Here is an 18,598-nt window from a genome sequence, read left to right on the forward strand (position 1 = left end):
GGACGCGGTTGGAACACGCTAGCGCAGCCTTCGCCCTTCGGCGCAGGCCTCGATCAACTTGGCCAAGCGCTCGGCGCGCGTCTCCGCCTTCTTCGCCGTCGTCACCCAGTGCAGCAGCGTCTTGCGATAGCCCGGCGGCGTGGACTCGAAGTAGGTCCAGGCGGCGTGGTTGCGCTGGAATCTGTGCAGTTCCTCGGCGCTGAGCTCGGCGACCGTGGCCTGCTCGAAGGAGTACACGGCCGAGCGTGCCTCGCTGCGGCGGGCGAAGGCGGCCTCGCCGGCGGGACGCATGTGGCCTTGCGCGCGCAGGGTCTCGACCTTGGCGATGTTCACCGCACTCCAGATCGAGTTCGCCTTGCGCGGCGTGAAGCGTATCGAGTAGCTCGACTCGTCGATGCGCCGACGCACACCATCGATCCAGCCAAAGCACAGGGCCTCGTCGACAGACTCCGGCCAGGTCATGCTCGGGCGGCCGCTGTCGACCTTGTGGAAACCGACCAGCAGCTCGCTGGCGCTGGCGGCGTGCGCTTCCAGCCAGCGGCGGAAGGCCGCGGCATCGGCGAAAAAACACCGGCCTGCTCATGCCCTGCCTCCCGAGCGTCTGCGATACCTGTTCAACACCTGAACCTCAGGGCTCGAAGCCATTGCCGAAGATCCGCGCCGCGTTGCCGAACTCGAAGCTGCCGCGATCGACCGCGCCGAAACGCGGCTCGCCGCGGGCGTCAGTCGACGGCACCGGCGTCGCCGAGCCGGCGACGCTGGACACACCGCTGTCGCGCGCCGGGCTGTTCTCCGGCAAGGCCAGGGTCGGCACATGGCCGCCGTTGTCGGTCGCCAGCAGCGGCAGCAGGGGATCGGCGAAGCTGGCGCCGCTGCTGACCGGCGTCTCCGCGCCGCCATTGGTGTTGCCGGACTGCCGCTGCGGCGGCCACTGCAGGTTGCCGCCACCATCGAACGCGGCCGGATTGTTCATCGCCCAGTTGACGAACACATTGCCGCCGCGGTTGTAGGCGAACACGGTATTGGCCAGGCGCAGCTGGTTCGGACTGCCGATGCTGATGCCGCCGGCGAAGGCCGCAGTGGCGAGGTTGTGGGCGATGGTGGAGTTGATGATCTCGATCGGCGCCGTGCTCGACAGGCCCATCGCACCGCCCAGGCCCTCGCGGGCGACATTGCCGACGAAGCTGCCGTTGCGGATCACGCCCGGCGCGTTGCCGGCCACGAACAGCCCACCGAAGCCGCGCGCCTCGTTGTCGATGAAGCTGACCCGCTCCATCGCCCAGGGCCCGTCCTGCAGGTAGGCACCGCCGCTGTGCTGGCCGGCGCCGAGCTGCGCGTTGCCGCGGAACTCGACGTCCTCGAAGCGCGTGCGGCTGCTGGCGTCGTACATCACGCTGAAGAAACCGCCGCCGAAGGCATTGCTGGTGTTGTCCACGAAGCGCGTGCGGCAGATGTCGACGCGGCGGTCGGCGCCGTCCACGCCCAGCGCGCCGGCATTGCCGCCGTTGCCGGGATTGCCGCCGCTGCCGATCGCGGCATTGTCCTCGAAGCGGCTGTCGATGACGGTGAGCTCGCGGCTGCCCAGCGAGTAGACCGCGCCGCCATTGCTGCCGGAATTGCCGCGGAAGGTGCAGCCGGCGATCTCGACACGCTGCAGCAGCTCGCCGTAGAAGGCACCGCCGCCATCGTCCTGCGGCGTGCCGTCCAGCGGCGCGTGGTTGTTCTCGAACAGGCAGTTGACCAGCTTGAGACTGAGCTTGTGCGGGAACTCGAAGTCGTGCTGCTTGTAGATCGCCGCGCCGCGGCCGTCGCTGACCCGCGCATCGCGCAGGCCGATGTTCTGCAGGGTCACGGTGAACGGCGGCGCATCCGGACGCGGATCCGGATTGACCAGGCTGAGGATGCGCCGCGCATTGCCGCCCGACAGGGTCACCCGGCCGCCGCCGTCGAGCACCACCGCACGGCGCGCCACCAGGGTCTGGCTGAGCAGCACCGTGCTGGGCGCCGGTCCTTGATCCAGCAGGATCGGGCCGCCGGCATCCAGCGCGGCCTGCAGTGCTGCGGCACTGATGCTGCCGGGGCTGCCGTTGCCCACCACCACGGCGCCGGCGATGGGCTCGGCCTGCAGAGGCGCGCAGAAGGACTGCGCGGAAGCAGGCAGACAGGGCAGCAGCAGAGAAACGAACAGTAGGAAGCGAAACATGTCCGGAGCGACACCAGGCCTGCGACCGGATCGGCGCGGCCCACAGTCTAGCCCGGCCGCATCGCAGCGCCGAACGGTGTGCGCCGCTCACGGAAGAGAACGCTCACCCCGCCCCCTGTCCCCGTCACCCGTACGATGACTGGCTGTTTGTAGGAGCGAGCTTGCTCGCGACCCGCAGAGCTGACGCAAGGCGCAGGCTGCGGTCGCCTGCAGCAAGAGCCGGGATTCGGGATTCGGGATTCGGGATTCGGGATTCGGGATTTGGGATTCGGGATTCGGGAAGAGCGTACGCCGACACCGGTCTCGCTGGAGCTGGGCGCAGGCCGGGAACGTCCAGGGCCTCAGCTCAACGTCCGAATCCGAACAATCGCGCCACGCGCGCGCCCAGGCGCTGGGAACGCTGCGCCTCTGCTGCTGAAGCTGCACCTGCCCCACCCTGCTCCGCAGTCTCGATCTGCGCCGCCAGCGCGCCGAGACTGCCATGCGCGATTGCCAGCAGGGACAGCTTCACGCCGAGCTGCTTCTCGATGCGGGTGGCCAGGGTCAGGGCCAGCAGCGAGTGGCCGCCGGCGTCGAAGAAGTTGTCGCCGAGCTGCACCTCGCTGCTGCCGAGCAGCTCGCGGGCGAGCGCCAGCACGGTGCTCGCGGCCGCCGACACCGCGACGGCCTCGCCCGACTGCGGCGACTCCGCTGCGGACGTGTGCGCGGAAGGCAGCGGCAGCCGCACGCGGTCCAGCTTGCCGTTCGGCAGCAGCGGCAGCGCTGCCAGGCTCAGGAAATGCTGGGGCAGCATGTAGGCCGGCAGCCGGCTGGCCAGGTGCGCACGCAGCTCCGCCGCCGTGGGCTCCGGCGGTGTGCCGACCACCCAGGCCAGCAGGCGCTGGTCGTCCTCGCTGCCGTGCACCGCGACCACCGCGGATTCCACCTGCGGGTGCGCGCACAGCGCGGCCTCGATCTCGCCCAGTTCGATGCGATAGCCGCGCAGCTTGACCTGATGGTCGCGACGACCGAGGTGCAGCAGTTCGCCGGTCGGCAGGCGCAGGGCGACGTCGCCGGTGCGGTACGCGCGCTCGCCGGTCTCAGGCAGGGTCACGAACTTCTCGGCCGTGAGCTCGGGTCGCACGTGATAGCCCTCGGCCAGGCCTGCGCCGGTGATCAGCAGCTCGCCCGGCAGGCCACAGGGCAGCCGCTGAAGTTGGGCATCGACCACATGCAGGCCGGTGCTGGCGATCGGCCGGCCGATCGGGCAGCGCCCAGGCGCGGTCGACTCGATGCGCTGCAGGCTGGACCAGACCGTCGTCTCGGTCGGCCCGTACAGGTTCCAGAGCGCGCCGACGCGCGGGCGCAGCCACTGCGCGAGCTCCGGCGTCAGCGCCTCACCGCCGGTGAGCGCCACCAGATCCGCTTGCCCCGCCCAGTCCTCCGCGCGCAGCAGGCGCCAGGTCGAAGGCGTGGCCTGGAAGACATCGATGCGCTGCTCGCGCAGGGCCGTGGCCAAGCGCCCCGGCGCCTCCAGCAGGGCGCGCTCGCCCAGCACCACGCAGCCGCCGGCCGCCAGCGGCAGCAGCAGTTCGAGCACGCTGATGTCGAAGGCATAGGTGGTCAGCGCCAGCAAACGCTGACCCGGTGCAAAGCCCGGCGCTTCGGCCATCGAGGCAAGGAAATTGCCGACCGCACGGCGCGGAATGCGCACGCCCTTGGGCCGACCGGTGCTGCCCGAGGTGTAGATGACATAGGCCAGGCTGTCCGGCGCTTCCGGCGCTGGTGCGAAACCGCCACTGGGCGCGCGCGGCAGCGTATCGACCGACAGCGATTCGCCGGCATCGAACAGCCCGGCGCTGTCGGCATCCACCAGCGCGAGGCGCGCGCCGGCGTCTTCGCGCATGTAGCCGAGGCGCTCGACTGGCAGATCGGGATCCAGTGGCAGCCAGGCGGCACCTGCACGCTGTATGCCGAGCAGGGCGGCGAGCAGATCGCGGCGCCGCGCCAGAGCCACGCCGACGACATCGCCCGCGCCGATGCCGCGGGCGACCAGCGCTTCGGCGATCGCATCGGCGCGTGCAGCGAGCTGGGCCGCGCTGAGGCGACCGTCGAGGGCCTCCAGCACCAAGGCATCCGGCTCGCGCTGCGCACGCTCGAAGAAGGCGGCGTGCGGGCTGCGCCAATCGCGAGCCGGCGCCGGCCCCGTGCTCATCGCATCGAGCTTCGCACGCTCGGTCTCCGCAATCAGGCTGATCCGCGCGACCGGCTGCTGCGGCGCGGCCACGGCCTGGGCCAACACGCGCTCAAGACGCGCCGCGAGTCGCTCGACGCTGTCGCGCTCGAACAGCGCGCTGTCGAACTCGATCAGGCCCTGGATGCGCGCGCCGTCGTCCCAGAACCAGAACGAAAGGTCGAGCTTGGCGCCGCCGTTGGGCAGCGGCTCGCTGTCGACTTCAAGCCCGTCCAGCGCCAGCGCCATCGGCGCGTCCTGGAAGGTGTACCAGGCCTGCACCAGCGGATTGCGCGCGGCATCGCGCTGCACGCCCAGCGCCTGCACGATCTTCTCGAAGGGCGTGTCCTGCACGCCCTGCGCCTTCATCATCTGCCGACGCGCATCGCGCACCAATGCACTGAAGCCCTGCTGCGGATCGATCGCCAGGCCCACCGGCAGCAGGTTCATGAACAGGCCCATGACCGGCTCCAGCTCCTCGGCGCCCCGGTTGGCGAACGGGCAGCCGACAATGACGCGGTCCTGGCCGGTGTAGCCACGCAGCAGCAGGCCCAAGCCGGCCAGCACCACGGTGAACAGGGTCTGCTGCTCGGCCTGCGCGAACGCCCGCAGCGCACGGCTCAGCTCAGGGCTGAAGGCCACGCGCAGCTCCTCGCCCTCGAAGCTCTGCAGGGGCGGACGCGGTCGGTCGGTGGGCAGCTCCAGCTGATGCGGAAAGCCGGCCAGGGATTCGATCCAGTGCGGCAGCCGGCTCTCGATCGCAGGCGTGTCCAGCGCTTCCGCCTGCCAGACTGCGTAGTCCGGATACTGAAGGCCCTCGGCCGGCGGCGCCGGCGTGCGGCCGCAGCGGTAGTCCGCATACAGCGCGCCGAGCTCCTGGCCGAAGGCCAGCACCGACAGGTGATCCATCACGATGTGGTGCACGCAGAGCAACAGCACGTGCTCGCACTCGCCCAGCTTGAGCAGGCGCAGCACGAGCAGCGGCGGGCGCGCGAGATCGAACGCATGGCAGGCGATGCGCGCGCGCTGCTCGGCCAGCGCCTGCGCGCGCGCATCGGCTGCGAGTGCGCTCAGATCGAGGTGCTCGATCGGCACCGCCAGCCCCATGTCGACCACCTGCCGCACCTCTTCGCCGTGGACCTCGAAGACCGTGCGCAGGGCGTCGTGGCGGGCCACCAGCTCGGCCACCGCGCGCTCCAGCGCCGCCACATCGAGCGTGCCGCGCAAGGTGAAGGCGAAGGGAATGTTGTAGGCGGTGTTGCCCGGTGCGGTGGCCTGCACGTACCAGAGCTGGCGCTGGCTGAAGGTGGTGGGGAAACGGTACAGCGCGGGCGCTTCGGGCATGGTGGGGGTCATCGAAGAGGATTGGGAGTGGGGAACGCAGGCAGCCGCTCAGGCGCGGAAGCGGCTGCGATCGACGCGCTTCAGCGCGGGCCCGACGGGTGCGGCAGCCGCTGGCGCCAGCGCCGACCAGGCGGCGATGGTCGGGGTCTCGAAAGCCGCCTCGACGGGCAGTACCAGGCCGCGCTCGCGCTTCAGCCGCGACAGCGCGCGCGTCAGCAGCAGGCTGTGGCCGCCGAGCGCGAAGAAGTCGTCGGCGCTGCCGATGCCGGACAGGTCGAGCAGGCTTTCCCACAGCGCGACCAGCTGCTGCTGCAGCTCGCCCTCGGCGGCCACGAAGGGCGTGCCGCCGGGCAGGCGCTGCACCGGCGTAGTCGCCAGCGCAGCATCGGGGCTTGCGGTGTCCTCGACCACCGGCGCGCGGGTGGCGGCAACCAGATCGGCGACGGGGCGACGCGCCAGCGCGATCTGCGCAGGACCGGGCTGGCGCAGCACGGCCTCGATCGCCGCCAGCGCATCGGCATGGCTGAAGCCCTCGCGGAAGCCGACCTCGAGCAGGCGATTGCCCGCAGCGGGCTTCCTCATCCCGACGGGCGCAGGGCTTGCCGTCAAGGCGCGCGCAGGCTTCAGCACGAAGTCGCGCAGGGCCAGCACGCGCCGGCCATCCGCATCCAGCAGGTCGATGTCGAGCACGAGATCGGCGCCCTCGGCGCGCGCGCGCTGGCGGCTGACCACGCGCTCGGGCAGCGGCGCGAACACCTGCAGGCTGCCGTAGCGGAAGGGCAGCAGGCGCGCGGCATCGATGCCTTCGGGCGCGAGCGCAGCCTGGGCGGCGCCGATCGCCATGTCGAACAGGGCCGGATGCAGGGGGTGCAGCTCGCCGCTTGCATCGTCCGTGCGGCGCAGCTCCAGCTCGGCCTCGCCCTCGCCCACCTCGAAACGCTGCAGGCAATCCCAGCGCGGGCCGAAGCGCAGCTGCGGATGCGCGTAGCGCGGTTCGCGCGCGCTGCGCGGCCGCGCCAGCAGGAGCACCGGGGCTTCCGCCAGCACGGCACAGTCGACGCGCACGCGCAGGTGCTCGATGCGATCGTCGGCGGCCGCGCCCTGGCTTTCGATGCAGACCTCGAACACCGACTCGGCCAGCGGCTGCAGACTCAGCTCCAGCCGGCGCTGCTCGTCAGGCCCGAGCTTGAAGGCGGCAGCAAAGCGCAGCTCGCGCAGCTCGAAGCCCTGGAAGGCACCGGTGTATTCGGCCAGCGCCCAGGCCAGCAGGTCGAGATAGCCGGTGCCCGGCAGCAGGGCCTCGCCGCTGGCCAGCCGGTGCTGGTCCAGCACCCAGTGGCTTTGAGCCTCCAGCACGCCGGCAAAGCGCACGCGACCGCCGGCTTCATCCAGTCGCCGCGACAGCAGCGGATGCGTCGTCGGTACCGCATCGGCAAGTGGTGCTGGCGCCAGCCCCAGCTCGGCGGCCAGACGCGCGGCCATGCCCGCCTCACGCCATATGCTGAAGGCCAGCGCCACGTGCCGGGTGTGCGCGCTCAGCGCATCGGCGCGGGCAGCGAAAGCATCGAGTGCGGCATTGGCCGCGGTGTAGTCGACCTGGCCCGAGGCGCCCATCTGTGCGCTGAGCGAAGAGAAGTACAGCGCGAAGCCGGCGCCGCTGCGCTCGGCCAGTTCCGCGACCGCCTGGGCGCCCTCGAGCTTGGGCGCCAGCACGCGCCGCGCCGCCTCGATCGACTTGCGTGCGATAAGGCCGTCGTCGAGCACGCCAGCGGCATGGAAGACGCCGTCCAGCACCTCGATGTGCGCGGTAGCGGCGGCGAAGGCCGCGCCGTCGCAGACATCGGCCACGCAGACTTCGATGCGCGCGCCGAAGCCGCGCAGCGTCGCCAACCAGCGCTGGCGCGGATGCGTGGCCTCGGTCGGCAGCGCCGACCGAGCGACCAGCCACAGATGCACATCGGGCAAGCGCGCGAGATGTTCGACCAGGGCCTGTCCGGCACCGCCAAACGCGCCGGTGACGAGATAGCGGCCACCGGCCTTGAACGCGGCCTGCGGCGCGCCGCGCGGCAGCTGCAACGGCGTCCACACCGGCCGCAGCCGACGCCGACCGCGCAGCGCGACCGTATCGTCCGGCAGGCCTGCGGCAAGCTCCGCCAGCAGCAGACGCGCGCTGGACTGCGGCTGTCGGAGATGGGAGGCGTCGAGGTCGATCCAGGCTGCGCGAAGCCCGCTCGTTTCCTGCGGCCAGGTGCGCAGCACGCCGGCGCGCAGCGCCTGCAGCGGCTGCACGGCGGCGGGATCGCCCGCGGCCTGCGCGAGCACGCTGGCGCCGAGCAGCTGCAATCCGCCCTCGCGCTCGCACCAGGGGCCGAGCGCCTGCGCCATCCGCAGCGGCCATTGGAAGCACAGGCGCTGCTGTTCAGGCGCGGACGCATCGAGCGCATCCAGCGACCACAGATCGATGAGATGGCCTGGCGCAGGCAGCGCCGCCAGCGCCTGCCAGTGCGCATCCTGCTCGGGATCGATCCGCAGGGCCTCGCCTTCAAGCTGCAGCTCGGCGCCGCGCTGCAGGCTGCGCACCGACAGCCCCCGCGCGCGCAGCGACTCGGCCAGGGCGAGACCGACGCCGTGGCGATCCACGAGGATCAGCACCGCGCCGCTGAGCGCCGCGTCCGCAGTCGACAGCGGCGCGCTCTGCCAGTCCTGCGCCTGCAGCCAGTCGCCGAAGCCGGTCTCGACCGCGCGCGGCGGTTCCTGCTGTGCTCGCGCCGGCTCGATCCAGTGCCGCACCCGCGCGAAGGGATAGGTCGGCAGCGGCAGGCGACGCCCGGAGGGCTGCGGCCAGCGCTGCGTATCCAGCACATGCCCCTGCGCCCACAGCGCGCCCGGCAGGGCGAACCAGGCGCAGGCCTCGTCGCCGCCCGGCGCTTCCAGCGTTGCCACGCCGCGGGTCTGCGGAGCGGCCGCTTCGGCGAAGCGGATCAGCGTCCGTCCGGGGCCCAGCTCCAGCAGGACGTGCTCGCCCAGTTCCGAAAGCCTCGACAGGGCTGCGATGAAGTCCACCGGGCGACGCAGGTGCTGCACCCAGTAGTCGACGCTGGCGGCCTGTTCGGCGCCGAGCCAGTCGCCGCTCAGGCTGGAGACGATGCGCAGGCCGCTTGACGGCGCACGTGGACTTGCGGCGGCCACCGCCACGCGGAAGGCGTCGAGCAGCGGATCCAGCAGGCGCGAATGGAAGGCGCCCGAAGTCTGGAGTTTTCGCAGGCCGTGACCGGCGGCTTCGAGCTTCACCGCGATCGCTTCAATCGCTTCGACGCTGCCGGCCAGCACGGTCTGCTGCGGCGAGTTGAGCCCGGCGATGTCGACGCTGTCGTCGAGCAGCGGGCGCAGGGCGTCCATCCCGGCATTGACCGCCAGCATCGCGCCGGCGCCGGCCTCTGAGCACAACCGACCGCGCGTGCAGACCAGTTCGATCGCGGCCGGCAGCGCGAACACACCGGCCAGCGTCGCCGCCACGTACTCGCCCAGCGAATGTCCGACCAGGGCCGCCGGCGCAAGGCCGCGCGCGAGCAGGCCGCGGGCCAGCGCATATTCGACGCAGAACAGCACAGGCTGGGTCAGTTCGGTGCGACGCAGGCGCGCGCTGTTTTCGGGCGTGTCCTCCGCACTCAGCAGCAGCTCGATCACGTCCTCGCGGCCAAGGCTGCGCAGCACCGCGACGCAGTCCTGCAGGGCCGCCGCGACGCCGGGGTCCAGCGCGGCCACCGCCCGCGCCATGCCGACGCGCTGCGCGCCCTGGCCCGGGAAAGCGAACACGACCGGCAGCGGCGCCTTGGCCGCAGTGCTGATCGCACGCGCATCGGCGGCGAGCGCCGCCAGCTGATCCGCGGCCTCAAGCGCCGTGCGGGCGGACAGCGCCAGACGCTGGCCCATCGGCACGCGGCCCTCGCGCAGGGTGTAGGCGACATCGCTGAGGGCCGGCGCCTGCCGGCGCAAATGCTGGGCGAGTTCGGCAGCGCGATGACGCAGGGCTTCGGGCGTGCGCGCCGACAGCACCAAGGTCGCGGGCACCTCGCTGTCCACCGGCGCAGAGGCCGCGCGAGGCGGCGCCTGCTCCAGCACCGCGAAGGCATTGGTGCCACCCACGCCCAGCGAGTTCAGCGCGGCCCGGCGCGGGCCCGATGTCTTCGGCCACGCGCGGCGCTCGGAGACGACGAAGAAAGGGCTGCGCGCGAAGTCGATCTCCGGGTTCGGCCGGCGATAGAACAGCGAGGGCGGCAGCTCGCCGTGCTGCAGACACAGCGCGGTCTTGATCAGGCCGGCGACGCCGGCGGCGGTGTCGAGGTGGCCGATGTTGGTCTTGACCGAGCCCAGCGCGCAGCCCTGCGTGGCCGCACCATCGAAGGCCTGGCTGAGCGCCGCGACCTCGATCGGATCGCCCAGCCGCGTGCCGGTGCCGTGCGCCTCGACATGGCCGATGCTGTCGGCGTCCACGCCCGCGAGCGTCAGCGCCGTCGCGATCGCCTCGGCCTGGCCATCGACGCTGGGCGCGAGGTAGCCGGCCTTGCCGGCGCCGTCGTTGTTGATCGCGGTGGCGCGGATGACCGCGACGATGTGGTCGCCGTCGCGCAGGGCGTCGCCCAGGCGTCGCAGCACGACCAGGCCGCAGCCGCTGCCGAACACCGTGCCGCTGGAATCGGCGTCGAAGGCGCGACAGCGACCGTCCAGCGAGCGCACTTCTTCCTCGCGATGCAGATAGCCCTGGCCCTGCGGCACCTCGATGGTCGAGCCGCCGGCCAGCGCCATGTCGCACTCGCCAGCCAGCAGGCTCTGGCAGGCCAGGTGCACCGCCACCAGCGAGGTCGAGCAGGCGGTCTGCACGTTCAGGCTGGGCCCACGCAGATCGAGCTGGTAGGACACCCGCGTCGACAGGAAATCCTTGTCGTTCGACAGGTGACGCACCAGGAACTCGCCCATGTCGCTGACCAGCTCGCGGTGCCCGATCAGGTTGCGCAGCAGATACCAGTGCATGCCCGAACCCGCGAACACGCCGGTCTGGCGGTCATGCGCATCCGGCCGGTAGCCGGCGTCTTCCAGCGCGTTCCAGGCGCACTGCAGAAAGCGGCGGTGCTGCGGGTCCATCACCGCGGCCTCGCGCGGCGAGAGGCCGAAGAAGGCAGCGTCGAATTCATCGTGGCCGTCCAGCCGGATGCCGGCGCGCACGTAGTTCGGCTGGGCGAGATCGGACTCGCTTGCGCCTGCGGCGCGCAGCGCGGCTTCGTCGAGATCGGCGACCGCACAGCGTCCCTCGATGAGGTTGGACCAGAACTGCTGGGGCGTGGCCGCCTGCGGGAAATCGCAGGCCAGGCCGACGATGGCGATGTGGGCGTTGGGATCGAGGTCGCTCATGGGTCAAGGGCTTGACGCAACGTGCTGCGCATCACAAATCTAAGGCAAAACGGCGTGAAAGTGTGATTAGATTCGCACTTGCTGGCGACAGGGCGAGGCGCGGTTCGCGCTGCGAATCGCGCGCAGCGTTCGGACGCAGGTATGCAAGCCTCTGAATTTCCTCGGCTTGTTGGCCCGACTCCCGAACCTTGCCGAGCCGGGGCGACTCGGCCGGCGATCGCGCACACGCCGTCGGTCCGCTGATGCCCTGCCCAGCAAGCGCGGCCCCTCCAACCCGAAGCGAGCCCCACCGTGTCGACAAGCCCGAGCTTCCGCTGCGTCCTGCTGGGCGAGCAGTCCCTGATGATCGAATGCGGTGAGCGCCTGCGCGCCCGCGGCCACGGCGTGATCGCGGTGGTCAGCGATGCCGCCCGACCACGCGCGTGGGCGCGCGAGCACGATCTGCCGCTGTTCGATCACCACGACGCGCTGGCGGCGGAAGACCTCGGCGAGTTCGATCTGCTGCTCAACATCACCTGGCTGCGCATGCTGCCGCCCAAGCTGCTTGAGCGCCCGCAGATCGCCGCGATCAATTTCCACGACGGTCCGCTGCCGCGCTATGCCGGCCTGAACGCGCCGGCGTGGGCGCTGCTGCACGGCGAGTCGCGCCACGGCGTGAGCTGGCACCGCATGGCCACGCGCGCCGACGCCGGCGAGCTGCTGGTGCAGGAGCATTTCGACATCCCCGCGGGTAGCACCGCTTTCGAGCTCAACACCCGCTGCTACGAGGCCGGACTCAACGGCTTCGAACGCCTGCTGGAGGCGCTGGAGAGCGGCCAGCTCACACCGATCGCGCAGGACTTAGGCCAGCGCAGCTACTTCGGCGCGCATGCGCGGCCGCTGGCTGCGGCCGTGCTCGACTTCCGTGCGCCGGCCGCCGAACTCGAGCGGCAGGTGCGGGCGCTGGACTTCGGGCCCTATGCCAACCCGCTGCTGCTGCCGCGGCTGCGTCTGTCGGCAGGCGATCTGCTGGTGCGGCGCGCGCGCGCTCTGGGTGAGGCGAGCCGAAGCGACGGAACATCAGATGGGCTCGGGGCAAGCAGCGTGCGGCCAGGCAGCGTGCTTCGCTGCGACGCGCAGGGTCTGGTGATCGCCTGCAGCGAGGGCGCGCTGTGCATCGAGGCGCTGAGCTGTCTGGAGGGGGGACCGATCGACCTCCTCACCTTGGCGGCAAATCTTCCGGCCTGCATCGAATCAGCACCCGCCACCCATAGGGTGGGCCCTGGCCCACCATGGGCCGAATCCCACCCCGGTACGTCCTCGTCCTTGTCCTTGCCCTCATCGGCATCGGCATCGTCAGCCGGGAATGTTCAGGCCACGGTGGGCCAGGGCCCACCCTATGCGCGCGCCGTGGCGCGCGGTGAGCGTGAGGCGATCGCGACGCTGCAGGCGATTGAACCGCTGCGGCTGCCGTTTGCGGATGTGGCCTCGACGCTCGCGGCGGAAGCCACGTCCTCTACGGTCCCGGCGACGGTCCCGGCTTCGACTTCGACTTCGACTTCGACTTCGGGCTCAATTCCAGCTTCGACTTCGACTATGCCCCTCGCTTCAGGCTCAGCCACCGCGTCAGCGCCCGCAGCGAGCAGCCATCAAGGCGTGGCTTGGTCTTCGCAGCCTTGCCGCATCGCCCTGCGCGCCCGCGGCATCGACGGCGTGTCTGCAGCCCTGCTGGCGATCACCCGCTGCGCCTGCGTCGATGCCCTGCCCCTGGCCATCGCCACCACGCCGGCGCCCGATGCGCGCCTGGTGACGCCACTGTGGCCTGCCCTGCTTCGGCCCGACTACCAAGCCCCGCTGTCGAACTTCACCGAACAGCTGCAGGCCGCGATTGCGCGCGCAGACAGCGTCGGCGGCGTGTTCAGCGATCTGTTTGCGCGCGAGCCCAGCCTGCGTGGTCGGGCGCCATCGCAGCGCCTGCCCCTGCGCCTGCAGCGGGTCGCGTCGATCGATCCGCACATGGAGCGCGCCGACTCGGATACGGGCTCAGCGCCCGCAGCCGCCGCGCTCACCCTGCTCTGGGCCGAGGACGGACAGCTCGCGCTGGCCAGCGACGGCAGCCAGCTCAGCGCCTCCGCGCTGCGTCGTCTGGCGGACGCGATCGAAGCCCAGCACACCGAGGCCGAGTCGCAGCCGGGTCTCGCCGCCGGCCAGTTGAGCCTGCTGTCGCCCGAAGCGCGTGCGCGCCTGTTCGAGCTCGCGCAGGGCGAGCCCTATGCCAGCGACGCGCGGGGTCCGCTCCAGCACACGCGCATTGACGCCCTGCTCTCTGCACAGGCGGCCGCCACGCCGGAGCGTGAGGCCCTGTGCTTCGAAGGCCAACGCCTCAGCTATGCCGAGCTGGAGGCGCGCGCCGCACGGCTGGCGCGGCGACTCGCGGCCGCGGAAGTCAAGCCCGGCGACCGCGTCGGCCTGCTGCTGCCGCGCGGCGTCGAGTTGGTCGTCGGCCTGATCGCGATACTCAAGACGGGCGCGGCCTATGTGCCGCTGGATCCGCTCTACCCTGCCGAGCGCCTGCGCTACATGGCCGAGGACGCGCAGATCGCCCTGCTGCTGACCGACGCCGACTCCGCGCCGCTGATCGCGCACGCCAGCACGCTCGACATCAACGCCGACAGCGCCGAGGCCGAGCTGCCGCCGCGCGCGCCGGTTCCCGATGCGCTGGCCTATCTGATCTACACCTCGGGCAGCACCGGCCAACCCAAGGGCGTGATGGTTCACCACTCGAACGTGCTGCGCTTCTTCGACGGCATGGATGCGGTGCTGGGTGAAGGCACAGGCACCTGGCTGGCGGTGACCAGCATCAGCTTCGACATCTCGGTGCTGGAGCTGCTGTGGACGCTGGCGCGCGGCTATCGCGTGGTGCTCTATGCAGATGGACGCCGGCAGAAATCGCAGCAGGCGGCTCATCCAGCCCAGACCAAGCCCATTGAGTTCGGCCTGTTCTTCTGGAACGTCGCCAGCGAGGCCGAGCTGCAGGCCCGCGACAAGTACCGGCTGCTGCTGGACGCCGCGCGCTTCGCCGATACCCACGGCTTCAGCGCGGTATGGACGCCGGAGCGCCACTTCGCCAGCTTCGGCGGACTCTACCCGAACCCGGCCGTCACCTCGGCTGCGTTGGCCACCATCACCGAGCGCGTGGCCCTGCGCGCCGGCAGCTGCGTGGTGCCCCTGCACCATCCGATTCGCATCGCCGAGGAGTGGGCGGTGGTGGACAACCTCTCGAACGGCCGCGTCGGCCTGTCGATCGCCGCCGGCTGGGCCGCGCCCGACTTCGCGCTGCGCCCCGAGAACCACGCCCGCGCCAAGCAGGTGATGTTCGAGTCGGCCGAGCAGGTGCAGCGCCTGTGGCGCGGCGAAACCCTGCGCTTTCCCGGCCCGCAGGGCGAGGTCGAGGTGCGCACGCTGCCGCGGCCGGTGCAGGCCGAGCTGCCGCTGTGGGTGACCACCGCCGGCAATCCCGAGACCTTTGCCGAAGCCGGTCGGCTGGGCGCGAACGTGCTCACCCACCTGCTCGGCCAGACGGTGGAAGAAGTGCGCGCCAAGATCGCCGCCTACCGCCGCGCCCGCCGCGAGGCCGGGCACGCCGGGCGCGGCACCGTGACCCTGATGCTGCACAGCTTCATCGGCGACAGCCGCGCGGCCGTCGAGGCCGCGGTGCGCGGTCCGATGAAGGACTACCTGCGCAGCGCCATGGCCCTGGTGAAGGCCGCCGCCTGGCACTTCCCGACCTTCAGGCAACAGCTGAATGCCGAGCAGGGCAAGAGCCTCGACGCCTTCTTCGCCGAGGCCAACGAGGCCGACATGGACGCCCTGCTGGAGTTCGCCTTCCAGCGCTACTTCGGCGAGAGCGGCCTGTTCGGCACGCCCGAGGACGCGCTCGCGATGGTCGAACGCGTGGCCGCTGCCGACGTCGACGAGATCGCCTGCCTGATCGACTTCGGCATCGACGCGCAGACCGTGCTGGACCACCTGCCCCACCTCGACCGCCTGCGTGCGCTCAGTGCGGAGCGCGGTCTCCAGGCCGCAGGCGCACGCGAAGACCACAGCCTGCCCGCCCTGCTCGACCGCGAGGGCATCACCCATCTGCAGTGCACGCCCTCGATGGCGGCCATGCTGGTCGAGGATCCTGCCTGCGCGGCGGGACTCGCGAAACTCGATCATCTGCTGCTCGGCGGCGAAGCGCTGCCGCCCGCACTGGCCCAGCGGCTCGCCGCGCTCGGCGTCCGCTGCATCAGCAATGTGTACGGGCCCACCGAAACCACGGTGTGGTCGACAGCCGATCGCGTCGATGCCGATGCGCTTCAGGCCAGCACGCCGATCGGCCGGCCGCTGCGCGGCCAGAGCCTGTATGTGCTCGATCCGCGCCAGCAGCCGCTGCCACCGGGCCTCACCGGTGAGCTGGTCATCGGCGGCGGTGGCGTCACGGGCGGCTACTGGCAGCGGCCCGAGCTGACCCGCGAGCGCTTCCTGCCCGATCCCTTCCGACCGCTGTCGGCAGCGGCATGGATGTACCGCACGGGCGACCTCGGCCGCCTGCGCGAGGACGGCCGCTACGAGTGCCTGGGCCGCGTCGATTCGCAGGTGAAGATCCGCGGCTATCGCATCGAACTGGGCGAGATCGAGGCCCGGCTCTGCGCCCTGCCCGGCATCGCCGAAGCCGCCGTGGTGCTGCGCGAGGACAGGCCCGGCGACCAGCGGCTGATCGCCTACGTACGTGCGCCGGGTCTGGATGCGCCAGCGCTTGAACAGCGGCGCGAAGCGCTGGGCGCGCAGCTGCCGGAGTTCATGCGCCCGGCCGCGATCGTCGGGGTTGCCGAACTGCCGCGCACGCCCAATGGCAAGCTGGATCGCCGCGCGCTGCCTGCGCCCGCGGCGCATGCTGATACCGTTGGTCCGACCGCTGCACTCCACGGCACCGAGGCCATCGTCGCCGAGCTGTGGTGCCGCGCGCTCGGCCGCAGCCAGGTCGGCAGCCGCGACAATTTCTTCGATCTCGGCGGCCATTCGCTGCTGGTGGTGCAGCTGCTGGGCGAGCTGCGCCAGCGCTTCGACAGGCCGATCCAGATGACCGATCTGTTCCGCCACACGACGGTGGAATCGCTGGCGCGCTTCCTGGGCAACAGTGAGCCCGCCGAAACCGCCGCCGAACGTGCCCGCGCCCGTGCGCAGGGCCGGCAGGCGCTGCTGGCGCGGCGGAGGGGCGGCGTCGAAACGGCGTCGTAGGCTTTGCATAGGGTGGGCCCTGGCCCACCATGAGTTCGGGTATGCGTCACGCCCCGTTTGCCGGCGTCTCCTGCAAGCCAGCGCATGCACGGGATACGGCGCGGCTCATCTGTGCTAACGCATACACCGCGGCAGGCTTCGAGCTTCGGTGGGCCAGGGCCCGCCCCATGCGACGTCATGCGACGTCATGCGACGTCGATAAGCGCTTCCGCGGGCACGTGGCGGCATCGGCAGTGGAATCTGGGCCCGCGCCAGCACTTCGGAAGCAGATCGTTCGCCGCTACATCACTCCAGACACACCGGCACCGGGAAGCAGGGCTGAAAGGCCCTCAGGCGCGGGTGTCGAGCAGGCTGCCGAGCAGCTGGTCCTGCGTCTTCAGCACCTTGAGATTGGCCTGGAAGGCCTGTCGCGCTTCGAGCGCGTAGACGAGGTCGGTGCCCAGGCCGTCGCCGCTCTGGGGCTCGGCATCGCGGACGAGCGCGGCGCTGACGCCGCCGCCGAGCTGCTCGCGGCTGTCGACCTGGAAGCGGCGGAAGTCGGCGCTGTCGCGATTGGCGATGTTGCTGGCTGCCGCCGTCAGGCGTGTCTGCGCGGCGGCCATGCCGGAGCGGGCAATGCTGGCGATGTCGCTCATGGGGTCTGCCGGATCGGTGTCGTCGGCAGGATATCGGCCGACCGCCCCCGGAACTTGAGGGCGGTCGACAGATCCGGCGTCAGCGGGTGGCCTCGAAGCCGTTCTCGAAAATCTCGTCGGGGGCGACGCGCGCGCCGTTCAGGCGCTGGAGGCTGCCGCCGGACTTCACCAGGTAGAGCTCGCCGTCCTCGCCCTCGCCAAAGCTGGTGATGCCGAAGGCCACGTTCTGCCGCGGGCTGGGCGGATGCGAGAACACGCCCGGGGAATTCTCAGCGGCGACCCAGACGTCACCGCTGCAGTAGTCACCATAGAAGTACTGCCCCTGCGCCGCCACCACGGGGCCGCGGTAGCGGAAGCCACCGGTCACCGAACACTGCGGCGAGCTGCGGGCATAGTCCAGCGCAGGCGGGGTGAAGGCCACCAGCGGCGCGCTGCAGCTGGCGTGCTGGACCGTGCCTTCGCGGCAGCGCCAGCCGTAGTTGCGGCCGCCCGCGCCCGAGGGCTCGAAGTTGATCTCCTCGCGCGTGCCCTGGCCGACATCGCCGATCCACAGGTCGCCGGTCTCGCGGTCGAAGCTGTAGCGCCAGGGGTTGCGCAGACCATAGGCCCAGACTTCATCGCAGGCCGCGGCCAGCGTACCGCCTGCGCCGGGATTGCCTGCCGGAATGCCGTAGGCCGCCGGCTGGTTGAGACGCGGGCGTCCGCACAGCTGGCCGCTCTGCGCCGCGGTCGTCACGTCGACATCGATGCGGACCATCTTGCCGAGCAGAGCGCGCGAATCCGGGTTGCCGCCATTGGCGGTGAAGTTGGCATCCACCGCGCAGCTGCCGGAGGCGTTGAGGTCAGCCGGCGCCAGGGTCTGGCCGCGATTGCAGGGGTCGCCGCCGTCACCGCCGTCACCGAAGCCGAAATACAGGTAGCCATCCGGGCCGAAGGCGATGTGTCCGCCGTTGTGGTTGGTGAAGTCCTGATCCGCCCGCAGGATGACCGTGCAGGTCGCCAAATCCTCTGCACTGAGTATGTCGGCGGCCGGGTTCGACGCCGTGTAGCGCAGCACCATGGAGTCGCCATTCGCGTCGGTGATGCTCAGGAACAGACGGCCATTGACCGCGAACTGCGGATGGAAGGCCACGCCCAGCAGGCCGCGCTCGCCGCCGCTGGTAAAGCCCACCGTCGAAGGGCTGCTGTCCCCGGGGTAGGTGCACTGCAGCGCCGGATTGCTGCCTGCCACACTGAGATAGGGCGTCGTCAGCAGGCTGCCATCGCGCACCACGCGCAGGGCGCCACCCTGCTGGTTGACGAACAGACGTCCGCTGCCATCACCGGCGTGGGTCAGGCCGATGGGGCCACTGAAGCCGGAGCTGATGAAGCTCTGGAACTGCGGCGGATTCGGCACGCCCTGGGCGAGCCCCAGCGCGGGCGACAGCAGGGCAACACACAGCAGGGATCGGATCATTTCAGCCTCAACCTCATGCGGGAAAGCGTGCGAGTGTAGTCCTGTCCTGGCGCTGCGCCGACGCCTGGCCGCAGGAC

General features: G+C 71.0%; 7 protein-coding genes. 1 reads left to right on the plus strand and 6 read right to left on the minus strand.

The features are described from left to right. Window positions 1-18 precede the first annotated feature (18 nt). From Q0654_RS11630 to Q0654_RS11645, 4 genes are all read right to left on the minus strand, one after another. Window positions 19-462 (minus strand): YdeI/OmpD-associated family protein, encoded by a 444-nt coding sequence (locus Q0654_RS11630; protein ID WP_298853981.1) that lies wholly within the window; start codon window positions 460-462, stop codon window positions 19-21. 166 nt (window positions 463-628) lie between these two features. Continuing rightward, complete coding sequence (locus tag Q0654_RS11635; RefSeq protein WP_298853983.1) at window positions 629-2,203, minus strand: choice-of-anchor Q domain-containing protein; 1,575 nt, start codon at window positions 2,201-2,203, stop codon at window positions 629-631. Window positions 2,204-2,549: 346 nt separating this feature from the next. After that, entirely contained in the window at window positions 2,550-5,759 is a 3,210-nt protein-coding gene (locus Q0654_RS11640) for an amino acid adenylation domain-containing protein (RefSeq protein WP_298853985.1), read from the minus strand. A gap of 48 nt (window positions 5,760-5,807) precedes the next feature. Then, a complete protein-coding gene (locus Q0654_RS11645) occupies window positions 5,808-11,168 on the minus strand; it encodes a type I polyketide synthase (RefSeq protein WP_298853987.1) in 5,361 nt (1,786 codons plus the stop codon). A gap of 291 nt (window positions 11,169-11,459) precedes the next feature. On the opposite strand from Q0654_RS11645, the gene Q0654_RS11650 reads away from it, so the two are divergent. After that, complete coding sequence (locus Q0654_RS11650; RefSeq protein WP_298853989.1) at window positions 11,460-16,430, plus strand: MupA/Atu3671 family FMN-dependent luciferase-like monooxygenase; 4,971 nt, start codon at window positions 11,460-11,462, stop codon at window positions 16,428-16,430. A 329-nt stretch (window positions 16,431-16,759) separates the two neighbouring features. Here Q0654_RS11650 and Q0654_RS11655 read toward each other — a convergent pair whose 3' ends face one another. Next, the gene (locus Q0654_RS11655) at window positions 16,760-17,065 is read right to left on the minus strand and encodes a flagellar basal body protein (RefSeq protein WP_298853991.1); all 306 of its coding nucleotides are present in this window, start codon (window positions 17,063-17,065) and stop codon (window positions 16,760-16,762) included. A 79-nt stretch (window positions 17,066-17,144) separates the two neighbouring features. Next, the gene (locus tag Q0654_RS11660; protein ID WP_298853993.1) at window positions 17,145-18,521 is read right to left on the minus strand and encodes a PQQ-dependent sugar dehydrogenase; all 1,377 of its coding nucleotides are present in this window, start codon (window positions 18,519-18,521) and stop codon (window positions 17,145-17,147) included. Window positions 18,522-18,598: the final 77 nt, after the last annotated feature.

The organism is uncultured Aquimonas sp. (genome assembly GCF_937888285.1).
GTDB lineage: Bacteria > Pseudomonadota > Gammaproteobacteria > Xanthomonadales > Xanthomonadaceae > Aquimonas.